General features: G+C 61.4%; 22 protein-coding genes. 15 read left to right on the top strand and 7 right to left on the bottom strand.

The genetic code is table 11. The features are described from left to right. Positions 1-8 precede the first annotated feature (8 nt). The 4 genes from AB4P96_RS11085 to AB4P96_RS11070 all read left to right on the top strand — a co-directional run bounded on the left by AB4P96_RS11085 (position 9) and on the right by AB4P96_RS11070 (position 4067). A complete protein-coding gene (locus AB4P96_RS11085; protein ID WP_017137850.1) occupies positions 9-1307 on the top strand; it encodes a urate hydroxylase PuuD in 1299 nt (432 codons plus the stop codon). 181 nt (positions 1308-1488) lie between these two features. Beyond that, on the top strand, positions 1489-2835 hold the full coding sequence (locus tag AB4P96_RS11080; RefSeq protein ID WP_017137851.1) for a nucleobase:cation symporter-2 family protein: 1347 nt from the start codon (positions 1489-1491) through the stop codon (positions 2833-2835). Positions 2836-2888: 53 nt separating this feature from the next. Beyond that, complete coding sequence (locus AB4P96_RS11075) at positions 2889-3266, top strand: hypothetical protein (RefSeq protein ID WP_157786505.1); 378 nt, start codon at positions 2889-2891, stop codon at positions 3264-3266. A 15-nt stretch (positions 3267-3281) separates the two neighbouring features. Beyond that, complete coding sequence (locus AB4P96_RS11070; protein WP_017137852.1) at positions 3282-4067, top strand: outer membrane protein OmpK; 786 nt, start codon at positions 3282-3284, stop codon at positions 4065-4067. Between the two features lie 109 nt (positions 4068-4176). On the opposite strand, the gene AB4P96_RS11065 is transcribed toward AB4P96_RS11070, so the two are convergent. Together AB4P96_RS11065 and AB4P96_RS11060 are read right to left on the bottom strand one after the other, a co-directional pair. Beyond that, positions 4177-5307, bottom strand: coding sequence for a patatin-like phospholipase family protein (locus AB4P96_RS11065; protein ID WP_017137853.1), 1131 nt, complete (start codon positions 5305-5307; stop codon positions 4177-4179). A gap of 29 nt (positions 5308-5336) precedes the next feature. Next, positions 5337-6272, bottom strand: a complete 936-nt coding sequence (locus tag AB4P96_RS11060) for a lipid A biosynthesis lauroyl acyltransferase (protein WP_017137854.1) — start codon at positions 6270-6272, stop codon at positions 5337-5339. 118 nt (positions 6273-6390) lie between these two features. Between AB4P96_RS11060 and minC the strand changes: the two genes are divergently transcribed. From minC to AB4P96_RS11020, 8 genes are all read left to right on the top strand, one after another. Then, positions 6391-7128 carry a septum site-determining protein MinC gene (gene minC, locus AB4P96_RS11055; RefSeq protein ID WP_017137855.1) on the top strand — a complete coding sequence of 246 codons (738 nt, stop codon included), beginning with the start codon at positions 6391-6393 and terminating at the stop codon, positions 7126-7128. Between the two features lie 199 nt (positions 7129-7327). After that, a complete protein-coding gene (minD, locus tag AB4P96_RS11050; RefSeq protein ID WP_003209098.1) occupies positions 7328-8140 on the top strand; it encodes a septum site-determining protein MinD in 813 nt (270 codons plus the stop codon). A 3-nt stretch (positions 8141-8143) separates the two neighbouring features. Next, on the top strand, positions 8144-8398 hold the full coding sequence (minE, locus tag AB4P96_RS11045; RefSeq protein ID WP_003175252.1) for a cell division topological specificity factor MinE: 255 nt from the start codon (positions 8144-8146) through the stop codon (positions 8396-8398). Between the two features lie 95 nt (positions 8399-8493). Then, positions 8494-9129, top strand: coding sequence for a pseudouridine synthase (locus AB4P96_RS11040; RefSeq protein ID WP_099487231.1), 636 nt, complete (start codon positions 8494-8496; stop codon positions 9127-9129). Positions 9130-9325: 196 nt separating this feature from the next. Then, on the top strand, positions 9326-10615 hold the full coding sequence (locus tag AB4P96_RS11035; RefSeq protein ID WP_017137857.1) for a M18 family aminopeptidase: 1290 nt from the start codon (positions 9326-9328) through the stop codon (positions 10613-10615). Positions 10616-10824: 209 nt separating this feature from the next. Then, positions 10825-11001, top strand: a complete 177-nt coding sequence (locus AB4P96_RS11030) for a hypothetical protein (protein ID WP_017137858.1) — start codon at positions 10825-10827, stop codon at positions 10999-11001. A 72-nt stretch (positions 11002-11073) separates the two neighbouring features. Then, positions 11074-13239 carry a mechanosensitive ion channel family protein gene (locus tag AB4P96_RS11025; RefSeq protein WP_017137859.1) on the top strand — a complete coding sequence of 722 codons (2166 nt, stop codon included), beginning with the start codon at positions 11074-11076 and terminating at the stop codon, positions 13237-13239. A 16-nt stretch (positions 13240-13255) separates the two neighbouring features. Next, the gene (locus AB4P96_RS11020) at positions 13256-14614 is read left to right on the top strand and encodes an amidohydrolase (protein ID WP_395600761.1); all 1359 of its coding nucleotides are present in this window, start codon (positions 13256-13258) and stop codon (positions 14612-14614) included. Between the two features lie 149 nt (positions 14615-14763). Here the strand turns inward: AB4P96_RS11020 and AB4P96_RS11015 are convergent, their stop codons facing one another. The 5 genes from AB4P96_RS11015 to AB4P96_RS10995 all read right to left on the bottom strand — a co-directional run bounded on the left by AB4P96_RS11015 (position 14764) and on the right by AB4P96_RS10995 (position 19552). Further along, positions 14764-14988, bottom strand: coding sequence for an MbtH family protein (locus AB4P96_RS11015; protein ID WP_017137860.1), 225 nt, complete (start codon positions 14986-14988; stop codon positions 14764-14766). A gap of 82 nt (positions 14989-15070) precedes the next feature. Continuing rightward, positions 15071-16483 (bottom strand): aspartate aminotransferase family protein, encoded by a 1413-nt coding sequence (locus tag AB4P96_RS11010; RefSeq protein WP_395600760.1) that lies wholly within the window; start codon positions 16481-16483, stop codon positions 15071-15073. A 175-nt stretch (positions 16484-16658) separates the two neighbouring features. Then, positions 16659-17426, bottom strand: coding sequence for an N-acetylmuramoyl-L-alanine amidase (locus tag AB4P96_RS11005; protein WP_017134989.1), 768 nt, complete (start codon positions 17424-17426; stop codon positions 16659-16661). Between the two features lie 123 nt (positions 17427-17549). Further along, complete coding sequence (locus AB4P96_RS11000) at positions 17550-18872, bottom strand: ATP-binding protein (protein ID WP_017134988.1); 1323 nt, start codon at positions 18870-18872, stop codon at positions 17550-17552. After that, positions 18872-19552, bottom strand: a complete 681-nt coding sequence (locus AB4P96_RS10995; protein WP_017134987.1) for a response regulator transcription factor — start codon at positions 19550-19552, stop codon at positions 18872-18874. Before AB4P96_RS10995 ends, AB4P96_RS11000 begins: the two co-directional genes overlap by 1 nt. 163 nt (positions 19553-19715) lie before the next feature. Here AB4P96_RS10995 and dsbD point away from each other — a divergent pair, with 163 nt between their 5' ends. Genes dsbD through dsbG form a run of 3 tightly spaced genes read left to right on the top strand, consistent with a single transcriptional unit; the run spans position 19716 to position 23031 of the window. Continuing rightward, positions 19716-21443, top strand: coding sequence for a protein-disulfide reductase DsbD (gene dsbD / locus AB4P96_RS10990; RefSeq protein WP_395600759.1), 1728 nt, complete (start codon positions 19716-19718; stop codon positions 21441-21443). After that, positions 21443-22294 carry a TlpA disulfide reductase family protein gene (locus tag AB4P96_RS10985; protein WP_017134985.1) on the top strand — a complete coding sequence of 284 codons (852 nt, stop codon included), beginning with the start codon at positions 21443-21445 and terminating at the stop codon, positions 22292-22294. The genes dsbD and AB4P96_RS10985 overlap by 1 nt, the downstream gene beginning before the upstream one ends. Then, a complete protein-coding gene (gene dsbG, locus AB4P96_RS10980; protein WP_017134984.1) occupies positions 22270-23031 on the top strand; it encodes a thiol:disulfide interchange protein DsbG in 762 nt (253 codons plus the stop codon). Before AB4P96_RS10985 ends, dsbG begins: the two co-directional genes overlap by 25 nt. The last annotated feature ends 27 nt before the right edge of the window (positions 23032-23058 follow it).

Raw genomic sequence — 23058 nt, 5'->3', positions numbered from 1 at the left:
TAAAGACTGTGGAAGCACATTTGATGGAATGGCTGAACCTTAGCGTGCGCTGGGTTCACATGATCACTGGCGTCGCGTGGATCGGCGCTTCCTTCTATTTTGTCTGGCTGGAAAACAACCTTAATCGCGTCAACCCCAAAGACGGCCTGGCCGGTGACTTATGGGCGATTCACGGTGGCGGTATCTACCACCTGGAAAAATACAAACTGGCCCCGCCGACCATGCCGGACAACCTGCATTGGTTCAAATGGGAAGCCTATTTCACCTGGATGTCGGGCATCGCGCTGCTGTGCGTAGTGTTCTACGCCAACCCGACCTTGTACCTGCTGGCCCCGGGCAGCAGCCTCAGTGGCCCCGAAGGCGTACTGCTGGGCATTGGCTCACTGTTCGTCGGCTGGTTCATCTATTCCTTTCTGTGCGATTCGGCGCTGGGCAAACGCCCTGCCCTGCTCGGCTTTATCCTGTTTGTACTGTTGATTGCGGCCGCTTACGGCTTCAGCAAGGTCTTCAGCGGTCGCGGTGCTTACCTGCACGTAGGTGCGGTGATCGGCACCATCATGGTCGGTAACGTATTCCGCATCATCATGCCCGCCCAGCGCGCGCTGGTAGCGGCCATCGCCGAGAACCGCACACCTGACCCGGCGCTGCCGGCCAAGGGTCTGCTGCGTTCGCGTCACAACAACTACTTCACCTTGCCGGTGCTGTTCATCATGATCAGCAACCACTTCCCGAGCACCTACGGCAGCCAATACAACTGGCTGATCCTGGCGGGTATCGCGGTGGCAGCGGTGTTGGTGCGTCACTACTTCAACACACGGCATAACAGCCAGAAGTATGCGTGGACGTTGCCGGTGGGCGCATTGGCGATGATTTGCCTGGCGTATGTGACCGGTCCTAAACCTGTTTCGACTGCACCTGACGTGGCCAAGGCACCCGCGGCCATCGAGTACCAGCCATTGCCGGAAACCGCATTGGGCGGTGGCTTGAAACCTGCTGCGCCAGCCGCACCCGCTGCAGAACCTGCTGCGGCACCGGCCCAGGCGACGATTGATTTCGACAAGGTGCATGGCGTGATCCAGGAACGCTGCGCCGTGTGCCATTCGGCCAAGCCCACCAGCCCGCTGTTCAGCACCGCACCGGCAGGCGTGATGTTCGATACCCCGGCGCAGATCCAGCAGCAGGCGGCGCGTATTCAAGCGCAGGCCGTGGCCAGCCAGATCATGCCGCTGGGCAACATCACCCAGATGACCCAGCAGGAGCGGGATTTGATTGGCACCTGGATCAACCAGGGGGCGCGCACTAACTGACAGCCCGAGTAACACAAATCCAAAATGTGGGAGCTGGCTTGCCTGCGATGGCGGTGCATCAGCCACCAGATGAGTTGCTGAGCCACCGCCATCGCAGGCAAGCCAGCTCCCACAGGGATTTGTGGTGATTTACAGAGTGCGTTCCAAACAACACAAAAATAAAAAAGATCCGAGGTGTTGCATGACCGAGTTAGCCGAACCGCAGATTCCCGCCGCACCCGCCATGGTGCGGCTGCCCCTCTTGCAACTGATTCTGGTAGGCCTGCAACACGTCTTGCTGATGTACGGCGGCGCCGTCGCCGTCCCCCTGATCATTGGCCAGGCCGCAGGCTTGAGCCGTGAAGAAATCGCCTTTCTGATCAACGCCGATCTGCTCGTGGCTGGCATTGCCACCATGGTGCAGTCATTCGGCATCGGCCCGGTGGGCATTCGCATGCCGGTGATGATGGGCGCCAGTTTCGCCGCCGTCGGCAGCATGGTGGCCATGGCCGGCATGCCTGGCATCGGCCTGCAGGGCATCTTCGGCGCGACCATCGCTGCCGGTTTTTTCGGCATGCTGATCGCGCCGTTCATGTCCAAGGTCGTGCGGTTTTTCCCGCCCTTGGTGACCGGCACCGTGATCACTGCCATCGGCCTGTCGCTGTTCCCCGTGGCCGTGAACTGGGCCGGTGGCGGCAGTGCCGCCGCCACCTTCGGCTCGCCGGTTTACCTGGCGATTGCCGCGCTGGTACTGGCCACCATCTTGCTGATCAACCGTTTCATGCGCGGCTTCTGGGTAAATATCTCGGTGCTGATCGGCATGGCGCTCGGCTATGGCTTGTGCGGCCTGCTCGGCATGGTCGACCTCGGCGGCCTGTCCCAGGCACCGTGGGTGCAAGTGGTGACGCCACTGCATTTCGGCATGCCCAAGTTCGAGTTGGCACCGATCCTGTCGATGTGCCTGGTGGTGGTGATCATCTTCGTCGAGTCCACCGGGATGTTTCTTGCGCTGGGCAAAATCACCGGCCAGGAGGTCACGCCAAGGATGCTGCGCCGTGGCCTGTTGTGTGACGCTGGCGCCTCATTTTTCGCCGGCTTCTTCAATACGTTTACCCACTCCTCATTCGCCCAGAATATCGGCCTGGTGCAGATGACCGGCGTGCGTTGCCGCTCGGTGACGATCATGGCCGGGGCGTTCCTGATTGTGCTGAGCCTGCTGCCCAAAGCCGCCTTTTTGGTGGCATCGATTCCACCGGCAGTATTGGGCGGCGCCGCCATTGCCATGTTCGGCATGGTCGCGGCGACGGGCATCAAGATCCTGCAGGAGGCCGACATTGCCGACCGCCGCAACCAGTTGCTGGTGGCAGTCAGCATCGGCATGGGCCTGATCCCGGTGGTGCGCCCGGAATTCTTCGCGCAATTGCCCCTGTGGATGAGTCCGATTACCCACAGTGGAATCGCCATGGCCACCCTCAGCGCCTTGTCGCTGAACATCCTGTTCAACATCCTCGGCGGTTCGGAACGCCCCGCGGTCGCCCACACGCATTGATTTGGCCTGTTAGCAAACAACAACAAAAATAATAACCAACAGGAAATACCCACATGCACCCTATTCACCTGGGGCCGGCCACAAGCCGCGCCCCATTCTCGCCCCCTGCGCTCTCTAACAGCGCACTTGAGCCAAGGCCTGGGAGCCAGTATTCTCCGCGCCCGCTCGAATCGACTCAAAAAAAAACAGCGAATGTAAAAGCTGACTGCAGGGCCAACTTATCCTGGCCCAATGTCTGCGGCCAACGTGCAGAAAAAAACCTCCGGATTCGACTGCATCAAGTGCAGCCGAAGGCCTTTTATTGGCTTTTTAAACACCTTGGCGCAGCTCTTGCTAAAAGCATTAAAGCTGACCAAACAGACGATTTTTGCAGCGAACCAAAAGGCGCCACACCAGAGCGCCTGCGTAGAAAAACAACCATAAAACTTTGACTCGGGAGCAACCGAATGAAACCTATGTTCAAAGGCCTGATGCTGGCAGGATCCCTGCTGGCCGGCGGCCAAGCCGTGGCAGGCGATTTGTTGCAGTGGCAGAACAACAGCCTGACGTACCTGTGGGGCAAGAACTTCACCGTTAACCCGCAGATCCAGCAAACCGTCACCTTCGAGCACGCCGATGCGTGGAAGTACGGCGACAACTTCCTGTTCGTCGACCGCATCTTTTACAACGGCAAGGAAGACGGCAACGTCGGCCCAAGCACCTACTACGGCGAGTTCAGCCCACGGTTGTCGTTCGGCAAGATCTTCGACAAAGACCTCTCGTTCGGCCCGATCAAAGATGTGCTGCTGGCCTTCACTTACGAGTTCGGCGAAGGCGATAACGAGTCGTACCTGCTGGGCCCGGGCTTTGACCTGAACATCCCTGGCTTCGACTACTTCCAGTTGAACTTCTACCAGCGCCAGACCGAAGGCAACCGCCCGGGCGATGGCGTGTGGCAGATCACGCCGGTGTGGTCGTACACCATTCCCGTGGGCAACTCCAACGTGCTGATCGACGGCTTCATGGACTGGGTGGTGGACAACGACAGGAACGCCCGTGGCACTTACCACGCCAACCTGCACTTCAACCCACAGGTCAAGTACGACTTGGGCAAGGCGCTGCATTGGGGCGAGAAGCAGCTGTATGTCGGCTTCGAATATGACTACTGGAAGAACAAGTACGGGATCGAAGATTCCGGCGCGTTCAAGACTAACCAGGACACGGCGAGCTTCCTGGTCAAGTATCACTTCTGATTGAGCAACACCAATCCCCTGTGGGAGCTGGCTTGCCTGCGATAGCGATCTGTCAGCCAACATAGTTGGCACAGGAATACCGCTATCGCAGGCAAGCCAGCTCCCACATTTAGTTCACTGTCAGCCCAAGGAATTTGGACAATTCCTCGCGCTTGGCAAGTGCGTCCTTGCGCCCCAGCTCAATCAACTCGCTGCAATACCCCGCCTCGAACAACAAGTAACTCAACACCCCCGCCCCACTGGTCTTGGTCGCCCCCGGACCGCGCAAGAACAGACGCAACGCCGCCGGCAATTCCTGCCGATGCCGCGCCGCGATTTCATCGATCGGCTGGCTGGGCGCAATCACCAGCACCTCTACCGGCGCCAGCCCCGGCGCAACATGGCTGAATTGGTTCAGACGCTCCAACAGCTCAATATCGCTTTCCAGGCTGTCAATAAACGTGCTGTTAAGCATATGCCCACCAATCTGCGCCAAGGTCGGCTCCTGGCCAGTGTAAGTACGTTGCACCGAAGGTTCATTGCCACGCGGGTTGCCGCTCACGCCCACCACCAGCACCCGGCTGGCACCCAGGTGCAAGGCCGGGCTGATGGGCGCGGATTGGCGCACGGCACCGTCACCAAAATATTCCTGGTCGAGTTTGACCGGCGCAAACAGCAAGGGGATCGCGGAGCTGGCCAGCAAGTGCTCAACCGTCAGTTGGGTCGGCACACCGATGCGCCGATGGCGCAGCCAGGCATCGATCTTACCGCCGCCCTGATAGAAGGTCACCGCTTGCCCGGACTCATAACCAAAGGCCGTGACCGCGACTGCATGCAGATGCTTGTTGCGGATCGCCTCATCAATGCCGTGCAGGTGCAGTTTGTCGTTGAGCAAGTCGCGCAACGGCGCACTGTTGAGCAACGCCACCGGCACCTGGGCACCCAGGCCCAACAGGCTATGGATAAAGAAACGGCTGGCCTGGTGCACCACGCCCGGCCAATCGCTGCGCAGCACCAGATGGCTGCGAAAGCCCTGCCAAAAGGCGGTAAGGCGTTGGATGGCCGCAGTGAAATCCGTGGCGCCACTGGCCAGGCTCACCGCATTGATTGCGCCGGCGGAGGTGCCGACAATCACCGGAAAAGGATTCGGCGCCCCCGGCGGCAGCAACTCGGCAATCGCCGCCAGTACGCCCACCTGATACGCCGCTCGCGCCCCGCCACCGGAAAGAATCAAGCCTGTGACCGGTTCAGCTGGGCGCATTGCGTCACTCCCTGGAAGAAAAGTAGCGGTTACCGGCGGCGCGGTTCGTACAGCTTAGCCTCGCCGGGCGGGCGGCTCTTGAAGCGCCGGTGCGTCCACAGGTACTGCTCGGGGCATTCGCGCACCGAGGCTTCGACCCACTGGTTGATGCGCAGGCAGTCAACCTCGTCGCTCTCACCGGGGAAGTCGGTCAGCGGCGGGTGGATCACCAGGCGATAACCGCTGCCATCGGCCAGGCGCTCCTGGGTGAAGGGCATCACCAGCGCCTTGCCCAGCCGCGCAAACTTGCTGGTGGCGGTCACGGTAGCGGCCTGGATGCCGAACAGCGGAACAAAAATGCTTTGCTTGGCGCCGTAGTCTTGATCCGGCGCATACCAGATGGCGCGGCCCGAACGCAGCAGCTTGAGCATGCCGCGCACGTCGTCGCGCTCTACCGCCAGGGAATCGAGGTTGTGCCGCTCACGGCCACGGCGCTGAATGAAGTCGAACAGCGGGTTGCCATGCTCGCGGTACATGCCATCAATGGTGTGCTTCTGCCCGAGCAGGGCCGCGCCAATTTCCAGGGTGGTGAAGTGCAACGCCATCAGGATCACACCCTTGCCATCCAGATGCGCCTGCTTCAAATGCTCAAGCCCTTCGACATGGGCCAGGCGTGCCAGGCGCGATTTGGGCCACCACCAGCTCATGGCCATCTCGAAGAAGGCGATGCCGGTGGACGCGAAGTTTTCCTTGAGCAGCCGTTTACGCTCCTTGGCGGATTTTTCCGGGAAGCACAGCTCGAGGTTGCGCGCGGCGATGCGGCGGCGATCAGCAGCCACACGGTACATGCCGGCACCAAGTAATCGACCAATGGTCAGCAATGCACGGTAGGGCAACTGGGTAATCAGCCACAGCAGGCCGAGTCCCAGCCATAACAGCCAAAAGCGCGGGTGAAAAAATACAGCTCGAAAACGCGGGCGATCCATTACAGATTCCGGTAAAGACAAGGGCCGCGCATTCTACAACGTTCGACTCGGCTTGCGGCCCGTGGTTGTTATCGTTATAAGTCTCGACACTTTTCGTGACAAGCCGCTTTTGCCGACCATGAGCCAAACCGAACCGCTAGACCAAGATCCCGTGTTCCAGCTGAAAGGCAGCATGCTCGCCATCACCGTGCTGGAACTGGCCCGCAACGACCTCGACGCCCTGGACCGCCAGCTCGCCGCCAAGGTCGCCCTGGCGCCGAACTTCTTCAACAATGCCCCGCTGGTACTGGCCCTGGACAAACTCCCGGCCGGCCAAGGCGCGATTGATTTGCCCGGCTTGATGCGCGTCTGCCGCTCCCACGGCTTGCGCACCCTGGCCATACGCGCCAGCCGTATCGAAGACATTGCCGCGGCCATCGCAATTGAACTGCCCGTATTGCCACCCTCCGGTGCCCGCGAGCGCCCGCTCGAACCGCTGGAAGGTGAAGTGAAGAAAAAACCGGAAAAACCGCCGGAACCTGCGGTCAAGCCTACAAAGATCATCACCTCCCCCGTACGCGGCGGGCAGCAGATTTACGCCCAGGGTGGCGATCTGGTGGTGATCTCCTCGGTTAGCCCCGGGGCGGAACTTCTGGCCGATGGCAACATCCATGTATACGGCCCTATGCGCGGACGTGCCCTCGCCGGCATCAAGGGCGATACCAAGGCGCGGATTTTTTGCCAGCAGTTGAGCGCTGAGCTAGTGTCCATCGCAGGCCAGTACAAGGTTTCAGAAGATTTGCGCCGTGATCCGCTGTGGGGGGCCGGGGTGCAGGTCAGCCTGTCGGGCGATGTGTTGAACATCATCCGTCTTTAACGGATACTGCCGCATTTTCCAAGCATCTCTAGACTCTGATAGCAAAGCGAAACCGGCAAGACTTGTGTAGGAATATTGGAAGTTGGCGTTTCCCTGCGGAAATCACATCTTTTTCCTACAAAGGCTGTCCGCCTGCAGCGAGTTCCAAGAGATGTTTTTCAGGGGCTGAAAAGTCCTTTTTCCTTAGGGGTGAAACACCTTGGCCAAGATTCTCGTGGTTACATCCGGCAAGGGTGGTGTGGGTAAGACCACCACCAGCGCCGCTATCGGTACCGGCCTCGCTCTGCGCGGCCACAAAACAGTCATCGTCGACTTCGACGTCGGTTTGCGTAACCTCGACCTGATCATGGGCTGCGAACGCCGCGTGGTGTACGACTTCGTCAACGTGGTGAACGGCGAAGCCAACCTGCAACAGGCCCTGATCAAGGACAAGCGCCTTGAGAACCTGTACGTGCTGGCCGCCAGCCAGACCCGTGACAAAGACGCGCTGACCAAAGAAGGCGTAGGCAAAGTCCTGGCCGAGCTTAAAGAAACCTTCGAATACGTGGTGTGCGACTCGCCGGCCGGTATCGAAACCGGTGCTCACCTGGCGATGTACTTTGCCGATGAAGCCATCGTCGTCACCAACCCGGAAGTCTCCTCGGTACGTGACTCGGACCGCATGCTCGGCCTGTTGGCCAGCAAGTCCCAGCGTGCCGAAAAAGGTGAAGACCCGATCAAGGAGCACTTGCTGCTCACCCGTTACAACCCTGAGCGCGTCAGCAACGGCGAAATGCTCGGCGTTGAAGACGTGAAGGAAATCCTCGCAGTGACCCTGCTGGGCGTGATCCCCGAATCCCAGGCGGTCCTCAAGGCTTCCAACCAAGGTGTTCCGGTGATTCTTGACGACCAGAGCGACGCCGGCCAGGCGTACAGCGATGCAGTTGATCGCTTGCTGGGCAAGACCGTGGAACATCGCTTCCTCGATGTTAAGAAGAAGGGATTCTTCGAGCGTATCTTTGGAGGCAACTAAATAATGAAATTTCTCGACTTCTTTCGCGCCAACAAAAAGCCAAGTACCGCGTCGGTAGCGAAAGAGCGTCTACAGATCATCGTGGCGCACGAACGCGGCCAACGCAGTACCCCGGACTACCTGCCAGCCTTGCAGAAGGAACTGGTCGAGGTGATCCGCAAGTACGTCAATATCGGCAACGATGACGTGCATGTCGCCCTGGAAAACGACGGCAGCTGCTCGATTCTGGAACTCAATATCACCCTGCCTGATCGTTAATCGAAAAGGCGGCCGCCACGGCGGCTCGATCACCTTGATCCCGTTTGGGAACCGGGTGGCCGAGCCGCCGTTGGCGTTTGTTACGAGGCTGTTTAATGCCGCTGTCCACTATTCATATCCTGCATCAGGACGCCGCCGTCCTGGTGGTGAACAAGCCGACCCTGTTGCTCTCGGTGCCTGGCCGCGCCGATGACAACAAAGACTGCCTGATCACCCGCCTGCAGGAAAACGGCTACCCCGAAGCCCGCATCGTGCATCGCCTGGACTGGGAAACCTCGGGGATCATCCTGCTCGCGCGGGACGCCGACAGTCACCGCGAACTGTCGCGGCAGTTTCATGACCGCGAAACCGAAAAAGCCTACACCGCCTTGGCCTGGGGCCAGCCGGAGCTGGACAGCGGCAGCATTGACCTGCCTTTGCGCTACGACCCGCCGACCAAGCCGCGCCACGTAGTCGACTATGAGTTTGGCAAAAACGCACTGACCTTCTGGAAAGTGCTGGAGCGTTGTGGCGATTGGTGCCGCGTGGAACTCACGCCGATCACCGGGCGTTCGCACCAGTTGCGGGTGCATATGCTGTCGATCGGCCATCCGCTGCTCGGTGATGGCTTGTACGCCCATGAACAAGCCCTGGCCGCCTGGCCACGCCTGTGCCTGCATGCGAGCATGTTGAGCTTTACGCACCCGCAAAGCGGCGAGCGGCTGCGCTTTGAGTGCCCCGCCCCCTTCTAAACTGAAAACACAGTCAAATGTGGGAGCTGGCTTGCCTGCGATAGCGATCTGTCTGTGCCAAATATATTGGCTTACACACCGCTATCGCAGGCAAGCCAGCTCCCACATTGGCCTTGCAGGGTTTTCAAGCGAGTAGCTTCACTTCAAATGTGGAGCCAATACGGTAAACTCCGCGCATTGCTGTCTGGAGCTATTTATGCGCGAAGCGTTGAATCAAGGCCTGATCGACTTCCTCAAGGCCTCCCCTACTCCTTTTCATGCCACTGCCGCCCTCGCCCAGCGCCTGGAAGCGGCCGGTTACCAGCGTCTCGACGAGCGTGAAACCTGGGCCACCGAGGCCAACGGGCGCTATTACGTCACCCGTAACGATTCCTCGATCATCGCCTTCAAGCTCGGTAAGCATTCGCCGCTGCAAGACGGTATCCGTATGGTCGGCGCCCACACCGACAGCCCCTGCCTGCGGGTCAAGCCCCAGCCGGAGCTGCAACGCCAGGGCTTCTGGCAGTTGGGCGTGGAAGTCTACGGCGGCGCGCTGCTGGCGCCGTGGTTCGACCGCGACCTGTCGCTGGCCGGCCGCGTGACCTTCCGCCGCGACGGCAAGGTCGAGAGCCAACTGATCGACTTCAAGTTGCCGATTGCCATCATCCCCAACCTGGCTATTCACCTGAACCGTGAAGCCAACCAGGGCTGGGCGATCAATGCACAGACCGAGCTGCCGCCGATCCTTGCGCAGTTTGCCGGTGACGAGCGGGTGGACTTCCGCGCCGTGCTCACTGAGCAACTCGCCCGCGAACACGGCCTGAACGCCGATGTGGTGCTCGACTACGAGTTGAGCTTCTACGATACGCAAAGCGCTGCGGTGATCGGCCTCAATGGCGACTTCATCGCCGGTGCGCGCCTCGACAACCTGTTGTCGTGCTACGCCGGCCTGCAAGCCTTGCTCACCAGCGAAAACGACGAAACCTGCGTGCTGGTGTGCAACGACCACGAAGAAGTCGGCTCCTGTTCGGCCTGCGGCGCGGATGGCCCGATGCTGGAACAGACCCTGCGCCGTCTTCTACCGGAAGGTGAGGAATTCGTACGCACCATTCAGAAATCACTGTTGGTCTCGGCAGACAATGCCCACGGCGTGCACCCTAACTACGCCGAGAAACACGACGCCAACCACGGCCCCAAACTCAACGCCGGCCCGGTGATCAAGGTCAACAGCAACCAGCGCTACGCCACCAACAGCGAAACCGCCGGGTTCTTCCGCCACCTGTGCATGGCCCAGGAAGTGCCGGTGCAGAGCTTTGTAGTGCGCAGCGACATGGGCTGCGGCTCGACCATCGGCCCGATCACCGCCAGCCACCTGGGCGTGCGCACCGTGGATATCGGCTTGCCGACGTTTGCCATGCACTCGATTCGTGAGCTGTGTGGCAGCCATGATCTGGCGCACCTGGTGAAGGTGTTGGGCGCGTTTTATGCGAGCCGCGATTTGCCCTGACCTCAGGGGCTGAATGCGGTCAAAACTGTGGGAGCGGGCTTGCTCGCGAAAGCGGAGTGTCAGTCAATTCATCTGTAACTGGCACACCGCATTCGCGAGCAAGCCCGCTCCCACAGTTGGTTTTGCATAAACCTGACCCATATCACTCCAACTTCCCACAATCCGGCCTAGACTTGTCAGTATTCCCACTCCGACAAGGCCGTCGCCCCATGATCTCCATGTCTTCGTTCCACGCCATGCTCATTCCCATCATCATCGGCATGATCCTGCTCGCGACCGGCTTCAACTTTCGCGACAAGCCGGTGGGTGTGTTTGGTATGTGGGTCGGTATGCTGTTGATCCTCGGCACTGTGGTTTACAAGATCCTTGCCAAACTGGCGGAATAACAAATGCACTCGCATTGGGCATAGCGGCCTCGTACACTCGGTCAATTCGTCGTTTTCAAGGTTGACCGCCTCGTGCTTTCCCGTCTCTTTGCCCTGCCCTGCTATTTTCTGATCGCCCTGCTCACGCTGCTGCCCCTTGCGCCAGCGCAAGCCGTGAGCCTGCCCGGCCTGCTGGGCAGCACCAACAAGACCCAGCCTCAGGCCGATGTGCCGCTGGGCCAGTCGCTGGACGAGGTGATCAAGACCCTGGAAAACGACCAGCAGCGCACCCAACTGCTGAGCGACCTGAAGAAGCTGCGCGAAGCCACGCAAAAAGCCCAGCCCGCTGCCGAACAAGGCGTGCTCGGCTTGATCGGTAGCACCCTGGCCGAGCTTGAAGCCCAGTTTTCCGGGGCCGACAGCCCGTTGGGGCGCTGGTCCAACGAGATCGACCTGGCCCAGGAAGAACTCACGGCACTGATGCTGCCGGCCACAGAATGGCTGCCGATCATTTTCGGTTTTGCCGTGATCCTGGCAGTGTGGAGCCTGCTGGCCGCCGCGCTGATCTGGCTCAGCCACCGTGTGCGAGAACGTTTCGGCCTGCCCGAAGAACTGCCGCAACACCCGCGTACCTGGGACATGGTGCGCTTCGCCCTGCGTAAACTGGGGCCGTGGCTGATTGCGTTGATCATCACGGTTTACCTCAGCTATGCACTGCCTTCGTCCCTGGGCAAATCCCTGGCGATGGTGCTGGCCTATGCGCTGGTGATCGGCACCTGTTTCTCGGCAATCTGCGTGATTGCCTTCTCGGTTCTCGACGGCCCACACCGTCACCGGGCCTTGTATATCCTGCGCCACCAGGCCTTCCGTCCGCTGTGGTGGATCGGCAGTTTTGCCGCCTTCGGTGAAGCCTTGAGCGACCCAAGGCTGGTTGCGGCGCTTGGCCAGCATCTGGCCCACACCGCCGCGACCGTCGCCAATGTGATGGCCGCGCTGTCCACCGGCGTGTTTATCCTGCGCTTCCGCCGCCCGATCGCGCACCTGATCCGCAACCAACCGCTGTCGCGCCGCCTTACACGCCGTGCCCTCACCGACACGCTCTCGATCATCGGCTCCTTCTGGTACATCCCGGCGTTGTTGCTGGTGGGCATCTCGCTGTTCGCCACCTTCCTGTCGGCCGGCGACACCAGCACCGCGCTGCGCCAGTCGCTGCTGTGCACGGTATTGCTGGTGTTGTGCATGGTGATCAACGGGTTGGTGCGCCGCCATGCGCTCAAGCCGCAACGTGGGCACAAGCGCCACGCGCTGTACTCCGAGCGCCTGAAAAGCTTCGTCTACACCCTGGCCCATCTGGTGGTGTGGCTGGTATTCATCGAGCTGGGCCTGCGCGTGTGGGGCTTGTCGATGATTCGCTTCACCGAAGGTGACGGCCATGAAGTCAGCGTCAAGCTGTTCGGCCTGGGCGGCACGCTGCTGTTTGCCTGGCTGATCTGGATCCTCAGCGACACCGCGATCCACCATGCCCTCACCCGCTCGCGCAAAGGCCTGGCCAATGCGCGTGCGCAGACCATGATGCCGCTGATCCGCAACGTGCTGTTCGTGACCATTTTTATCATCGCCGCCATCGTCGCCCTGGCGAACATGGGCATGAACGTCACGCCGCTGCTGGCCGGTGCCGGTGTGATCGGTATCGCCATCGGTTTTGGCGCACAGTCGCTGGTCGCGGACTTGATCACCGGCCTGTTCATCATCATCGAAGACTCCCTGGCGATTGATGACTACGTGGATGTCGGCGGCCACCTCGGCACTGTCGAAGGCCTGACCATCCGCACCGTGCGCCTGCGCGACATCGACGGCATCGTGCACACCATCCCGTTCAGTGAAATCAAGAGCATCAAGAACTACTCGCGGGAGTTCGGCTACGCGATCTTCCGGGTGGCGATCCCCTTCAACATGGAGATCGACGACGCCATCAAGCTGATGCGTGATGTCGGCCAGAAAATGCGCAACGACCCGCTGCAACGCCGCAACATCTGGTCGCCGCTGGAGATTCAAGGTGTGGAAAGCTTTGAGTCCGGCAGCGCGATCCTGCGGGCGCGCTTCAAGACCGCGCCGATCAAGCAGTGGGAAGTGTCGCGGGCGTTCAACCTGTCACTCAAGCGTCATCTGGATGAAGCCGGGCTGGACCTGGCAACACCGCGCTTGAGCGTGCAGGTGGTGACCGCCGGTACGGTGCAGGAGAAAGATCAACAACAATAAACAAGGAGAGGTCTGTATGCGTTTAAACGGTCTGACACACCAATGGGTTTTCGGCATGCTGTGCGGGCTCGCCAGCAGCGCGGTGATTGCCGCCAGCAGTGGCCAGGGCAATGACCTGGAGAGTGCCCGGGAAGAAATCGCCGCCCAGGCCAAAATCCTCGAACCGGCGTTGCTGCAAACCCGCCGCGATATTCACGCCCACCCCGAGTTGGGCAATACCGAAACCCGCACCGCCGAACTGGTCGCCAAACAACTGCGCGACCTGGGCCTTGACGTCAAAACCGGCGTGGCCCGCACCGGCGTGGTCGCCATCTTGAAAGGCGCGCTGCCCGGCCCGACCGTGGCCCTGCGTGCCGACATGGATGCGCTGCCGGTCAAGGAAGTCGCCGACCTGCCCTTCGCCTCCAAAGCCAAAGGCACTTACCTGGGCAAGGAAGTCGACGTGATGCACGCCTGCGGCCACGATGCTCACACGGCAATCCTACTGAGCACCGCGAAAATCCTCAGCGGCATGCGTGAGCGCCTGCCCGGCACCGTGGTGTTTTATTTCCAGCCGGCCGAAGAAGGCCCGAGCGACTTTATCCCCGACGGCAAAAACACCTGGGGCGCGAAAATGATGGTGCAGGAAGGTGTGATGAAAGCGCCCAAGCCGGACGCGGTGTTCGGCCTGCATATCTGGGCCGGTGTGCCTGCCGGGCAGATCGCCTATCGCCCCGGCCCGACCCTGGCCAGCTCCGATGACCTGCGCATCAAGATCCTCGGCAAACAGACCCACGCCGGCCGCCCGTGGGACGGCATCGACCCGATCACCGTCGGCGCGCAGACCATTGTCGGTTTGCAGACCGTGGTGAGTCGGCGCACCGACATCTCGTCGTTTCCGTCGGTGGTGAGCATCGGCACCATCAACGGCGGCACCCGCTACAACATCATCCCCGAGTCGGTGGACATGAGCGGCACCATCCGTTCCTACGACTACGGTATTCGCCAGAAACTGCACGCGGACGTGCGCCAGACGGTGGAGAAAATCGCCGAAAGCGGTGGCGCCAAGGCCGAAGTCACGATCATCGAAAAATACGACCCGACCATCAACAACCCGGCACTCACCGAAAAAATGCTGCCAAGCCTGCGTTGGGCAGCCAAGGATGATGTGGTGCAAGGCCCACTGGTGGGTGGCGCCGAGGACTTCTCGTTTTACGCCAAGGAAGCGCCGGGGTTGTTTGTGTTTCTGGGGGTGACGCCGAGGGATCAGGACATGAGCAAAGCGGCGCCGAACCATAATCCGGGGTTCTTTGTGGATGAGTCGGCGTTGGTGGTGGGGGTGCGGACGCTGGCGTCGTTGGCGACGGATTATCTGTATACCAACACAAAGCAGTAGCGAAGCGCTTTCTGTGGCGAGCGAGCTTGCTCGCGCTGGACCGGGCTGGCGCTCCAGTGCGAAGCGCTCGCGTTTTTTGGGGCTGCTCCGCAGCCCAGCGGGAGCAAGCTCCCTCGCCACAGGAAGCCCGCTCACAGTGCTCCGACGCATCAGCCAGCCAGCGCAGCGCCATCCATCTTCTGGCGCAGGCTCAACGGGCGCATGTCAGTCCAGACTTCCTCAATGTAAGCCAGGCATTCTTTCTTCAGGCCGCTCTTGCCCACGGTGCGCCAGCCTTCGGGCACCACTTTGTAGTCGGGCCAGATGGAATACTGTTCTTCGTGGTTGACCACTACCTGAAACAGGATGTCGTCGCGGTCAAATACTGAGGTCATTGCTGTTCTCCATCGCTAAAAAACTGGCTGCGCACCACGCGCAGCACTGATATCTGTAGAAACGTACCAGGCCCGCTAAAAATTAGAGGCTGGCGACGGCTGCCACCAGCGCGCGCCCGAAGATCTCGGCCACGCGGTCGACTTCGGCGGCGGTGATCACCAGCGGCGGCAGGAAGCGCACCACGCTGCCGTGCCGGCCGCCCAGCTCCAGGATCAGGCCACGCTTGAGGCATTCGCGCTGCACCAGCGGTGCCAGTTGGCGATGCACCGGCGGGTGGCCCTGGATATCGGGCGTGCCGTTGGGGTCGACCAGCTCAACGCCCAGCATCAGCCCACGCCCACGAATATCGCCCAGGTGCGGGAAGTCGCGCTGCAGGATGCGCAGGTGCTCCGCCAGGCGCTCGCCCATGGCCACCGCGTGGCCGGCCAGGTCGTGTTCCTTGAGGTAGCGCATCACCGCCGAGCCCGCCGCCATCGCCATCTGGTTACCACGGAACGTTCCGGCATGCGCACCCGGCAACCAAGTGTCGAGCCAGTCGCGATACACCACCACCGCCAGCGGCAAGCTGCCGCCAATGGCCTTGGACATCACCACAACGTCCGGGATGATGCCGGCGTGTTCAAAGGCAAACATCTTGCCGGTACGACCGAAACCGCTCTGGATTTCATCCACGATCAAGGCCACACCGGCCTGGTCGGTGATGCGGCGCAGACCGCGCAACCAGTCGAGATCGGCCGGGATCACACCGCCCTCGCCCTGCACCACCTCGACAATCACCGCCGCCGGCAACAGCACGCCGGCTTCCGGGTCGTTGAGCAGGTTTTCCAGGTAATGCAGGTTGACCCGCACGCCTTCTGCGCCGCCCAGCCCGAATGGGCAGCGGTAGTCATAGGGGTACGGCAAGAATTGCACGCCATTACCCAGCAGAGCGCCCAAGGGTTTTTTCGGCCCCAGGCTGCCCATCAGGCTCAGCGCGCCCTGGCTCATGCCGTGGTAACCGCCCTGGAACGACAGCACCGTGCTGCGACCCGTGGCAGTGCGCACCAGCTTCAGCGCGGCTTCCACCGCGTCAGTGCCGGTGGGGCCGCAAAACTGAATTTTCGCTTCTTGCGCAAGCTTTGCCGGCAGCAGGCCGAACAGGTCTTGGACGAACTGGTCCTTGACCGGCGTAGTGAGGTCGAGCGTATGCAGTGGCAGCTCGTCACTCAGCACCTGCTGGATGGCTGCGATCACCACCGGATGGTTGTGACCCAATGCCAAGGTGCCAGCACCGGCCAGGCAGTCGATAAAGCTACGGCCTTCGACGTCTTCCACGTAGATGCCCTTGGCCCGCTTGAGCGCCAGCGGGATACGCCGAGGGTAGCTGCGGGCGTTGGACTCTTGCTGACGCTGGCGGGCCAGCAGTGGGGTTTCTTCGAAGTGGTAGAGCGTTTCCACCGGTGCTGCGCCTGCATGCACCGGTGCGTCTTCGATACGGCTGGTAACGACTGACATCTCTCGATCCCTCAATACGCGGGTAGGGGTGACCAAACGGGCGATCCGCGTATGTGCGGATTTCATGTTCTGGAGACGCACCAGCGCTGGGGGGATTTAGGCTTGTTGTGGTTTTTGGTCGACTGCGGGACGCAGAGCGTCCAGGGCGGCATTCCCACGCAGAGCGTGGGAAGGATCAAATCCCTCGATAGCGATCATTCAACGCATACAAAATCGCACACGTCTCCCCATCCAGCACCCCGCAATAATCGCGCGGCCGAAAGTGCATCTGAAACGCCCGCGTCCTCCATTCAAACGCCTGCCGGTTCCAGGCCGGTTTATACCCGCACCGCTGAAATGCCCGCTCCACCTCTACTTCCGGCGGCAACCCAAGACAAAACCGTCGCTGGTACATCCTGCGCGTAGTCTCATCAAACCAGGCGCCGATCCCGGCCTCGAACAAGTACCGCCAAGGCAACCGAGGCCCCGGATCACTCTTGCGCCAATACGCCACATCCGAATGCCCGAGCACATCCAGAGGCCCCACCTGCGGATAACGCCCAAGCATGTCGCGAACCAACGCGATCAACGTATCAACCTGCTCCCGGCCATATTCGGGGAAGGTAAAGACCCCGGCATCATCGCGCGCCAAATTGACAATTTCGATGCCGATCGCACGGCTGTTGAGGTTATCCAGCCCGCCCCAATGGCTAACCCCGGCATGCCAGGCCCGTTTGTCCTCATCCACCAGGCGAAACACCCGCAGTTCGTCATAACCGGCAGCGCCATAGCTGGGCTCATCAGGGTCAGGAAGCAAATAGTGAGCGCTGACGCCACCTTGTGTCAGGGTACGCAAAGACGACGCAAAGGGCGCCGCGGTGTAATGCAGGATCACCTGCCGCACAGCCTCGCCATTGCGTTGATTAAAATCTTTAGCGGGGAAACTGCTGTCGATCACCAACATAAGAACCGTCCTTTTCAATACAGGCTGAGTCATTCAGCCCGTTCAAACGCAAAAAAATTACCGCCATCCTGAAGGGATCAATGTCAGGCGGGCGGTAATTATTCAGTGCTTGAAGAAAAGTCCTCAGCGTCGCAACGGCATCCCCAGATCGACCCGCAGGCCATCCGGTTGGCTGTCGAATTTCAGCGAGCAGGAGCAGCGCTGCACGATGGCCTGCACGATCGCCAGGCCCAAGCCACAACCCTCGCTGCTGCCATTGCGCCAGAAACGTTGGGTCAGGTATTGCAAGTCTTCGGCAGAAATCTGCTTGCCATGGTCGCGCACGCGAAATACCACGGTGTCGGCGCTGGTGAACACGCTCAGCTCAACGCGAGTGTCACCCGGCGTATGGCGCAGCGCGTTATCCAACAGGTTACGCAAGGCCGCTACCGCCAGGGCCACCGGCATTTCCACCGGCGCTTGCGTGAGGTTGTCCGCCAGGATCAGGTCGATGCGGCGGTTATCGCCGGCATTGGCATCCTGAATCGCCAGCCGCGCCACTTGTTCGGCGCTTGATTGCAAGCCATCGTCAAACGACAAGCTGCCCTCGACCCGCGCCAGCAGCAGCAATTGCTCCAGGGTGCGATGCAAGCGGTCGGCGCCCTCTTCGGCGTGGGCCAGGGACTGGTCGCGGGCGGCGCCGTCGGTCATGCGGGCCACTTGCAGGTGGGTCTTGATCGCCGTCAGCGGGCTGCGCAGTTCGTGGGCGGCATCGCCGGTGAGTCGGCGCTCGCGCTCGATGGTCTTGGCAATGCGCTGCAACAGTTGGTTCTGGGTGTCGAGCAGCGGCTTCAACTCGCTGGGCAGTGGGTGAATCTGCAGCGGTTCGAGGGAGTCGGCACTGCGGCGCATCAGGGCATCGCGCATGCGGTTAAGTGGCAACAGGCTTTGGCCGATGCCCAGCCACAGCAGGCACAGGCAGCCCAGCAGGGCTACGCCCACCGGCACCGAGGCCGCCAACAGGATCGACAGGTTCAGCGCCTCACGCTCCACCTGGCGGTCAGCGGTGGTGATCAGCAGGTCGCCACGGGACAACGTGAAGCTGCGCCAGCCCACACCGTCGATAATCTGGTCGCGAAAGCCACTTTTGCGCGACTCCAGGCCTTCATCCGGGGTCATGTGGCTGCGCGCCAGGATTTCCCCGCGCAGGGAGCTGACCTGGCAGGCCATGCCGCCTGGCACGTTCAGTTGTTCAGTGCGCAAATGCGTAGGCGCGCCGCTCACACTGGCCAGGCCCGGCATCTGCTCGGTCAGCCCGGCCACCATGCGCGCCGATGCCACCAGACGCTGGTCGAGGGAAAACATCATCTGGTTGCGCAGATCGTTGAGCATCCAGGCGGCTGCCAGAATCCAGATCAGCACAAAAGCGGCGCCCAACTTGAACGTCAGGCGCAGGCGCAAACTCATCACGACGCGTCCTCTCCCCCATCCGCCGTGCCCAGGCGATAACCCAGGCCGCGCACGGTTTCGACGATGCCGTTGCCCAATTTGCGCCGCAGGTGGTGGATATGCACGTTGAGAGCGTTGCTTTCCAGTTCGTCGTTGAAGCCGTAGACGCTGTCTTTAAGCTGTTCGCTGGACAGCACACGGCCCTTGTTATGCAACAGGGCTTGCAACAAGGCTTGCTCGCGGCGCGACAGGTCGACCGGCTGGCCGGCCAGGAAGGTCTCGCGGCTGCTGGGGTCGTAGGCCAGTTGGCCATGTTCGATCAGGTTGACCCGGCGCCCCGCCACGCGGCGCAACAGGGTTTGCAGGCGTGCGGCAAGTTCACGCAGGTCGAAGGGTTTGAGCAGGTAGTCGTCGGCACCGGCTTGCAGGCCGTCGACACGGTTGGTGACTGAATCGCGCGCGGTAAGGATCAGCACCGGGATTTCCAGGCCCTGGCTGCGCTGTTGTTGCAACAACTTGAGGCCGTCTTCATCGGGCAGGCCGAGGTCGAGCACCATGATGTCGAACGTGGCGGCCTTGAGCATCGCGCGTGCGGCGGCGGCCGAGGCCACACGCTCGACGGTAAAGCCCTGGGCGCCAAGCCCGGCCACGATGCCGCTGGCGATCAGTTCGTCGTCTTCACAGACCAGTACGTGCATGGTTAACCCTTCATGAAAGATGGGGGAATTAAAGGTTGGGCGGATTAAGCGCCGATTATGCCGTGAAAACCGGCAGGCTCAGTTTAGAATAGCGCCCGGTTAATCATCGGTTAATCAACGCCACACATTGTGTGCCTAACTTGCATCAAACTAAGGCTTGACCATGCGGTATCTGTTTACCTTTCTGCTGGTGTTATTCGCAGGGCTCGCCCAGGCCGCGCCGGGCAATCCATTCGAGAGCAAACCCGACTTCCTGCCGGTGGGCAAAGCGTTCACCTTTACCTCCGAGCGCCTTGAAAGCGGCGAAACCCAGCTGTATTGGCAGATTGCCGATGGTTATTACCTTTATCAGCAACGCATGAAGTTCGACGGGCTGGCGGAAAAACCCGTGCTGCCGCAAGGCGAAGCCCACAGCGATGAATTCTTCGGCGAACAGCAAGTGTACCGCCAGGGCCTGGAAGTGAAGATCCCGGCGGGCGCCACCGGCCAGCTCAAGCTGGGTTGGCAGGGCTGCGCCGATGCCGGCCTGTGCTACCCGCCGCAATCGATCACTGTAGACCTGGGCGGCAACCCGGCTGTTGCGGCGACCGCACAAGCCCAGGACCAAAGCCTGGCCAGCGGCCTGCAACAGCGCAGCCTGGGTTGGAGCCTGCTGGTGTTCTTCGGCCTGGGCCTGCTGCTGGCATTTGCCCCGTGCTCGCTGCCGATGCTGCCGATCCTCGCGGGTTTGGTGGTCGGCAGCGGCGCCAGCCCCCGCCGTGGCTTTGCCCTGGCCAGCAGCTATGTGGTGTGCATGGCGCTGGTGTATGCGGCGCTCGGCGTACTGGCCGCGCTGCTGGGCGGCAACCTTGCCGCCCTCCTGCAAACGCCGTGGATCCTTGGCAGCTTCGCCGCGCTGTTTGTGATCCTGGCCCTACCGATGTTCGGCTTCTTTGAACTGCAACTGCCGACCTTCCTGCGTGATCGCCTGGACAACGTCAGCCGCCAGCAAAGCGGTGGCAGCCTGGTCGGCGCCGGTATTCTCGGTGCGCTGTCCGGCCTGTTGGTCGGCCCGTGCATGACCGCGCCACTGGCGGGTGCCCTGCTGTATATCGCCCAGAGCGGCAACGCGCTGCACGGCGGCCTGATCCTGTTCGCCATGGGCATCGGCATCGGTATTCCGCTGTTGCTGCTGGTGACCGTAGGCAACCGTTTCCTGCCCAAGCCGGGCACCTGGATGAACGTGCTCAAGGGCATCTTCGGCTTCCTGTTCCTCGGCACTGCCGTGCTGATGATCCGCCCGGTGGTCGGCGAAAGCCTGTGGCTCGGCCTGTGGGGCGCCTTGGCGCTGGTGATGGCCTACTGCGGCTGGACACTTGCCCGCGAATACGGGCTGGCGGCCAAGGTATTCGGCGCAGGCTCGCTGGTGCTGGGCCTGTGGGGTGCGCTGCTGGTAGTGGGCGCGGCCGGTGGCAGTGACGACCTGTGGCAACCGTTGAAGGTTTACAGCGGCTCCAAGGTTGGCGCTGCACCCAGCGCCCACGATGCGTTCATGACCATCAACGACCCAGCCGTGCTGCAAAGCCAGCTCGACAGCGCCAAGGCCCAGGGCCAGTGGGTGCTGGTGGACTACTACGCCGACTGGTGCGTGTCATGCAAGATCATGGAAAAACAAGTTTTCGGCCAACCCCAGGTGATGGACGCGCTTAAAGACGTGCGCCTGTTGCGCCTGGACGTCACCGCCGACAACGCCGCCAGCCGCGAGCTGCTCGGGCGCTACAAGGTGCCGGGGCCACCGAGCTTCGTGTGGATCGGCCCGGACGGTGAAGAACGTCGCGCCCAACGCATCACCGGCGAAGTGGATGCCGCCGCCTTCCTGCAACGCTGGACGCAAACCCGAGACGCGCGCTGATGCTGACCCTGACCATCGGTACGTTCGCCATCGCCCTGAATCACATCCTGCTGATCAGCGCGCTGATTCTCGCCACGCTGGTGGGTTGGCGCGTGGCCAAGCGTGGCGGTGAAAACCCCGAATCGGTGCTGTTCAGCCTGTTTTTGCTGGGCATGCTGGTGGCACGCTTAAGCTTTGTACTGATGTACTGGAGCGACTACAGCCACGACCCATTGCAGATAGTCGACCTGCGCGACGGCGGCTTCCTGCCCTGGCCCGGCGTGATTGCACTGGTGCTGGGCGCCGTGTTCTACGGCTGGCGCCGTCCGGCCATGCGCACACCGCTGAGTGCCGGGGTAGTCACGGGCCTGGTGTTCTGGGGCCTGACCAGTGTGTCCCTGAGCCTCTACGACAAGGGCGCACAATTGCCGGACATTACCTTGCGCAACGCCAATGGCGACGTGGTGCAACTGGCCGACTACAAAGGCGGGCCGCTGGTGATCAACCTCTGGGCCACCTGGTGCCCGCCGTGCCGCCGTGAAATGCCGGTGCTGGAGCGTGCGCAACACCAACGCCCGGACGTGACCTTCCTGTTCGTCAACCAGGCCGAAAGCATGCAAAGCGTCAGCACCTTTCTCGCCACCCAGGGCCTGACCCTCGACAACGTGCTGTTTGATGCGAGTGGCCGCCTTGGCCAGGCCGTGGGTTCGATGGCCTTGCCGACAACCCTGTTCTACCAAGCCGATGGGCGCCTGATCAACAGCCACCTGGGCGAGTTGTCCCAGGCCAGCCTGGCCCGAGCCATGGAACCCTTCGACACTGCCCCTGCTGCCACAAGGAAACCGACATGCCAAGACTCCGCCACCTGCTGACCCTGCTGCCGCTGACGCTTGCGGCCACACTGGCCCAGGCCGAAGACTGGCCGGCGCCGATCAAACAGATCGAAGCCAAGGGTGCCAAGATCCTCGGCAAGTTCGACGCGCCCAGCGGCCTCACCGGCTACGCCGCGCAATACCAGAACCGTGGCATGGCCCTGTACCTGACCGCCGACGGCAAAAGTGTGCTGGCCGGCAACCTGTACGACGCCCAGGGCAATGACCTGAGCAACGCGCCACTGGAGAAACTGGTGTACGCGCCGATGGCCAAGGAAGTCTGGGCCAAGATGGAACACAGCAACTGGATCCAGGACGGCGACAAAAACGCGCCGCGCACCGTCTACCTGTTCAGTGACCCCAACTGCCCGTACTGCAACATGTTCTGGGAACAGGCACGCCCGTGGGTCAAGGCCGGCAAGGTGCAATTGCGCCACATCATGGTCGGCATCATTCGCGAAGACAGCCCAGGCAAATCCGCCGCGCTGCTGGCCGCCAAAGACCCGCAAAAAGCCTTGGAAGAACACGAAGCCGCCGGCAAGGGCAGCAAATTGCAGGCATTGGACAAGATTCCGGCGGATATCGAAGCCAAGCTCGATGCCAACATGAAGTTGATGGAAGAGCTGGAACTGTCGGCAACGCCAGCGATTTTCTATCTGGATGACAAGGGTGGCTTGCAGCAACAGCAAGGCGCGCCGTCGCCGGACAAGCTGGTGAAGATTCTCGGCCCTAAATAGCCCATCAGATCGCTCCCTACGCTCTGC

The sequence above is a fragment of the Pseudomonas sp. B19125 genome (assembly GCF_044218855.1).
Taxonomy (GTDB): domain Bacteria; phylum Pseudomonadota; class Gammaproteobacteria; order Pseudomonadales; family Pseudomonadaceae; genus Aquipseudomonas; species Aquipseudomonas edaphica.
The sequence above is the reverse complement of the archived record's forward strand: the minus strand, read 5'-3'. Positions and strand labels throughout refer to the sequence as shown.

What these genes read in the sequence shown, in the direction of transcription:
- AB4P96_RS10995 (WP_017134987.1), bottom strand. Translation starts at nt 19,552, where the DNA reads ATGCACGTACTGGTCTGTGAAGACGACGAACTGATCGCCAGCGGCATC.
- AB4P96_RS10985 (WP_017134985.1), top strand. Translation starts at nt 21,443, where the DNA reads ATGCTGACCCTGACCATCGGTACGTTCGCCATCGCCCTGAATCACATC.
- AB4P96_RS11070 (WP_017137852.1), top strand. Translation starts at nt 3,282, where the DNA reads ATGAAACCTATGTTCAAAGGCCTGATGCTGGCAGGATCCCTGCTGGCC.
- minE (WP_003175252.1), top strand. Translation starts at nt 8,144, where the DNA reads ATGAAATTTCTCGACTTCTTTCGCGCCAACAAAAAGCCAAGTACCGCG.
- AB4P96_RS11060 (WP_017137854.1), bottom strand. Translation starts at nt 6,272, where the DNA reads ATGGATCGCCCGCGTTTTCGAGCTGTATTTTTTCACCCGCGCTTTTGG.
- AB4P96_RS11010 (WP_395600760.1), bottom strand. Translation starts at nt 16,483, where the DNA reads ATGTCAGTCGTTACCAGCCGTATCGAAGACGCACCGGTGCATGCAGGC.
- AB4P96_RS11065 (WP_017137853.1), bottom strand. Translation starts at nt 5,307, where the DNA reads ATGCGCCCAGCTGAACCGGTCACAGGCTTGATTCTTTCCGGTGGCGGG.
- AB4P96_RS11015 (WP_017137860.1), bottom strand. Translation starts at nt 14,988, where the DNA reads ATGACCTCAGTATTTGACCGCGACGACATCCTGTTTCAGGTAGTGGTC.
- AB4P96_RS11035 (WP_017137857.1), top strand. Translation starts at nt 9,326, where the DNA reads ATGCGCGAAGCGTTGAATCAAGGCCTGATCGACTTCCTCAAGGCCTCC.
- AB4P96_RS11020 (WP_395600761.1), top strand. Translation starts at nt 13,256, where the DNA reads ATGCGTTTAAACGGTCTGACACACCAATGGGTTTTCGGCATGCTGTGC.
- AB4P96_RS11000 (WP_017134988.1), bottom strand. Translation starts at nt 18,872, where the DNA reads ATGAGTTTGCGCCTGCGCCTGACGTTCAAGTTGGGCGCCGCTTTTGTG.
- minC (WP_017137855.1), top strand. Translation starts at nt 6,391, where the DNA reads ATGAGCCAAACCGAACCGCTAGACCAAGATCCCGTGTTCCAGCTGAAA.
- AB4P96_RS11030 (WP_017137858.1), top strand. Translation starts at nt 10,825, where the DNA reads ATGATCTCCATGTCTTCGTTCCACGCCATGCTCATTCCCATCATCATC.
- AB4P96_RS11075 (WP_157786505.1), top strand. Translation starts at nt 2,889, where the DNA reads ATGCACCCTATTCACCTGGGGCCGGCCACAAGCCGCGCCCCATTCTCG.
- AB4P96_RS11005 (WP_017134989.1), bottom strand. Translation starts at nt 17,426, where the DNA reads ATGTTGGTGATCGACAGCAGTTTCCCCGCTAAAGATTTTAATCAACGC.
- dsbD (WP_395600759.1), top strand. Translation starts at nt 19,716, where the DNA reads ATGCGGTATCTGTTTACCTTTCTGCTGGTGTTATTCGCAGGGCTCGCC.
- dsbG (WP_017134984.1), top strand. Translation starts at nt 22,270, where the DNA reads ATGCCAAGACTCCGCCACCTGCTGACCCTGCTGCCGCTGACGCTTGCG.
- AB4P96_RS11080 (WP_017137851.1), top strand. Translation starts at nt 1,489, where the DNA reads ATGACCGAGTTAGCCGAACCGCAGATTCCCGCCGCACCCGCCATGGTG.
- AB4P96_RS11040 (WP_099487231.1), top strand. Translation starts at nt 8,494, where the DNA reads ATGCCGCTGTCCACTATTCATATCCTGCATCAGGACGCCGCCGTCCTG.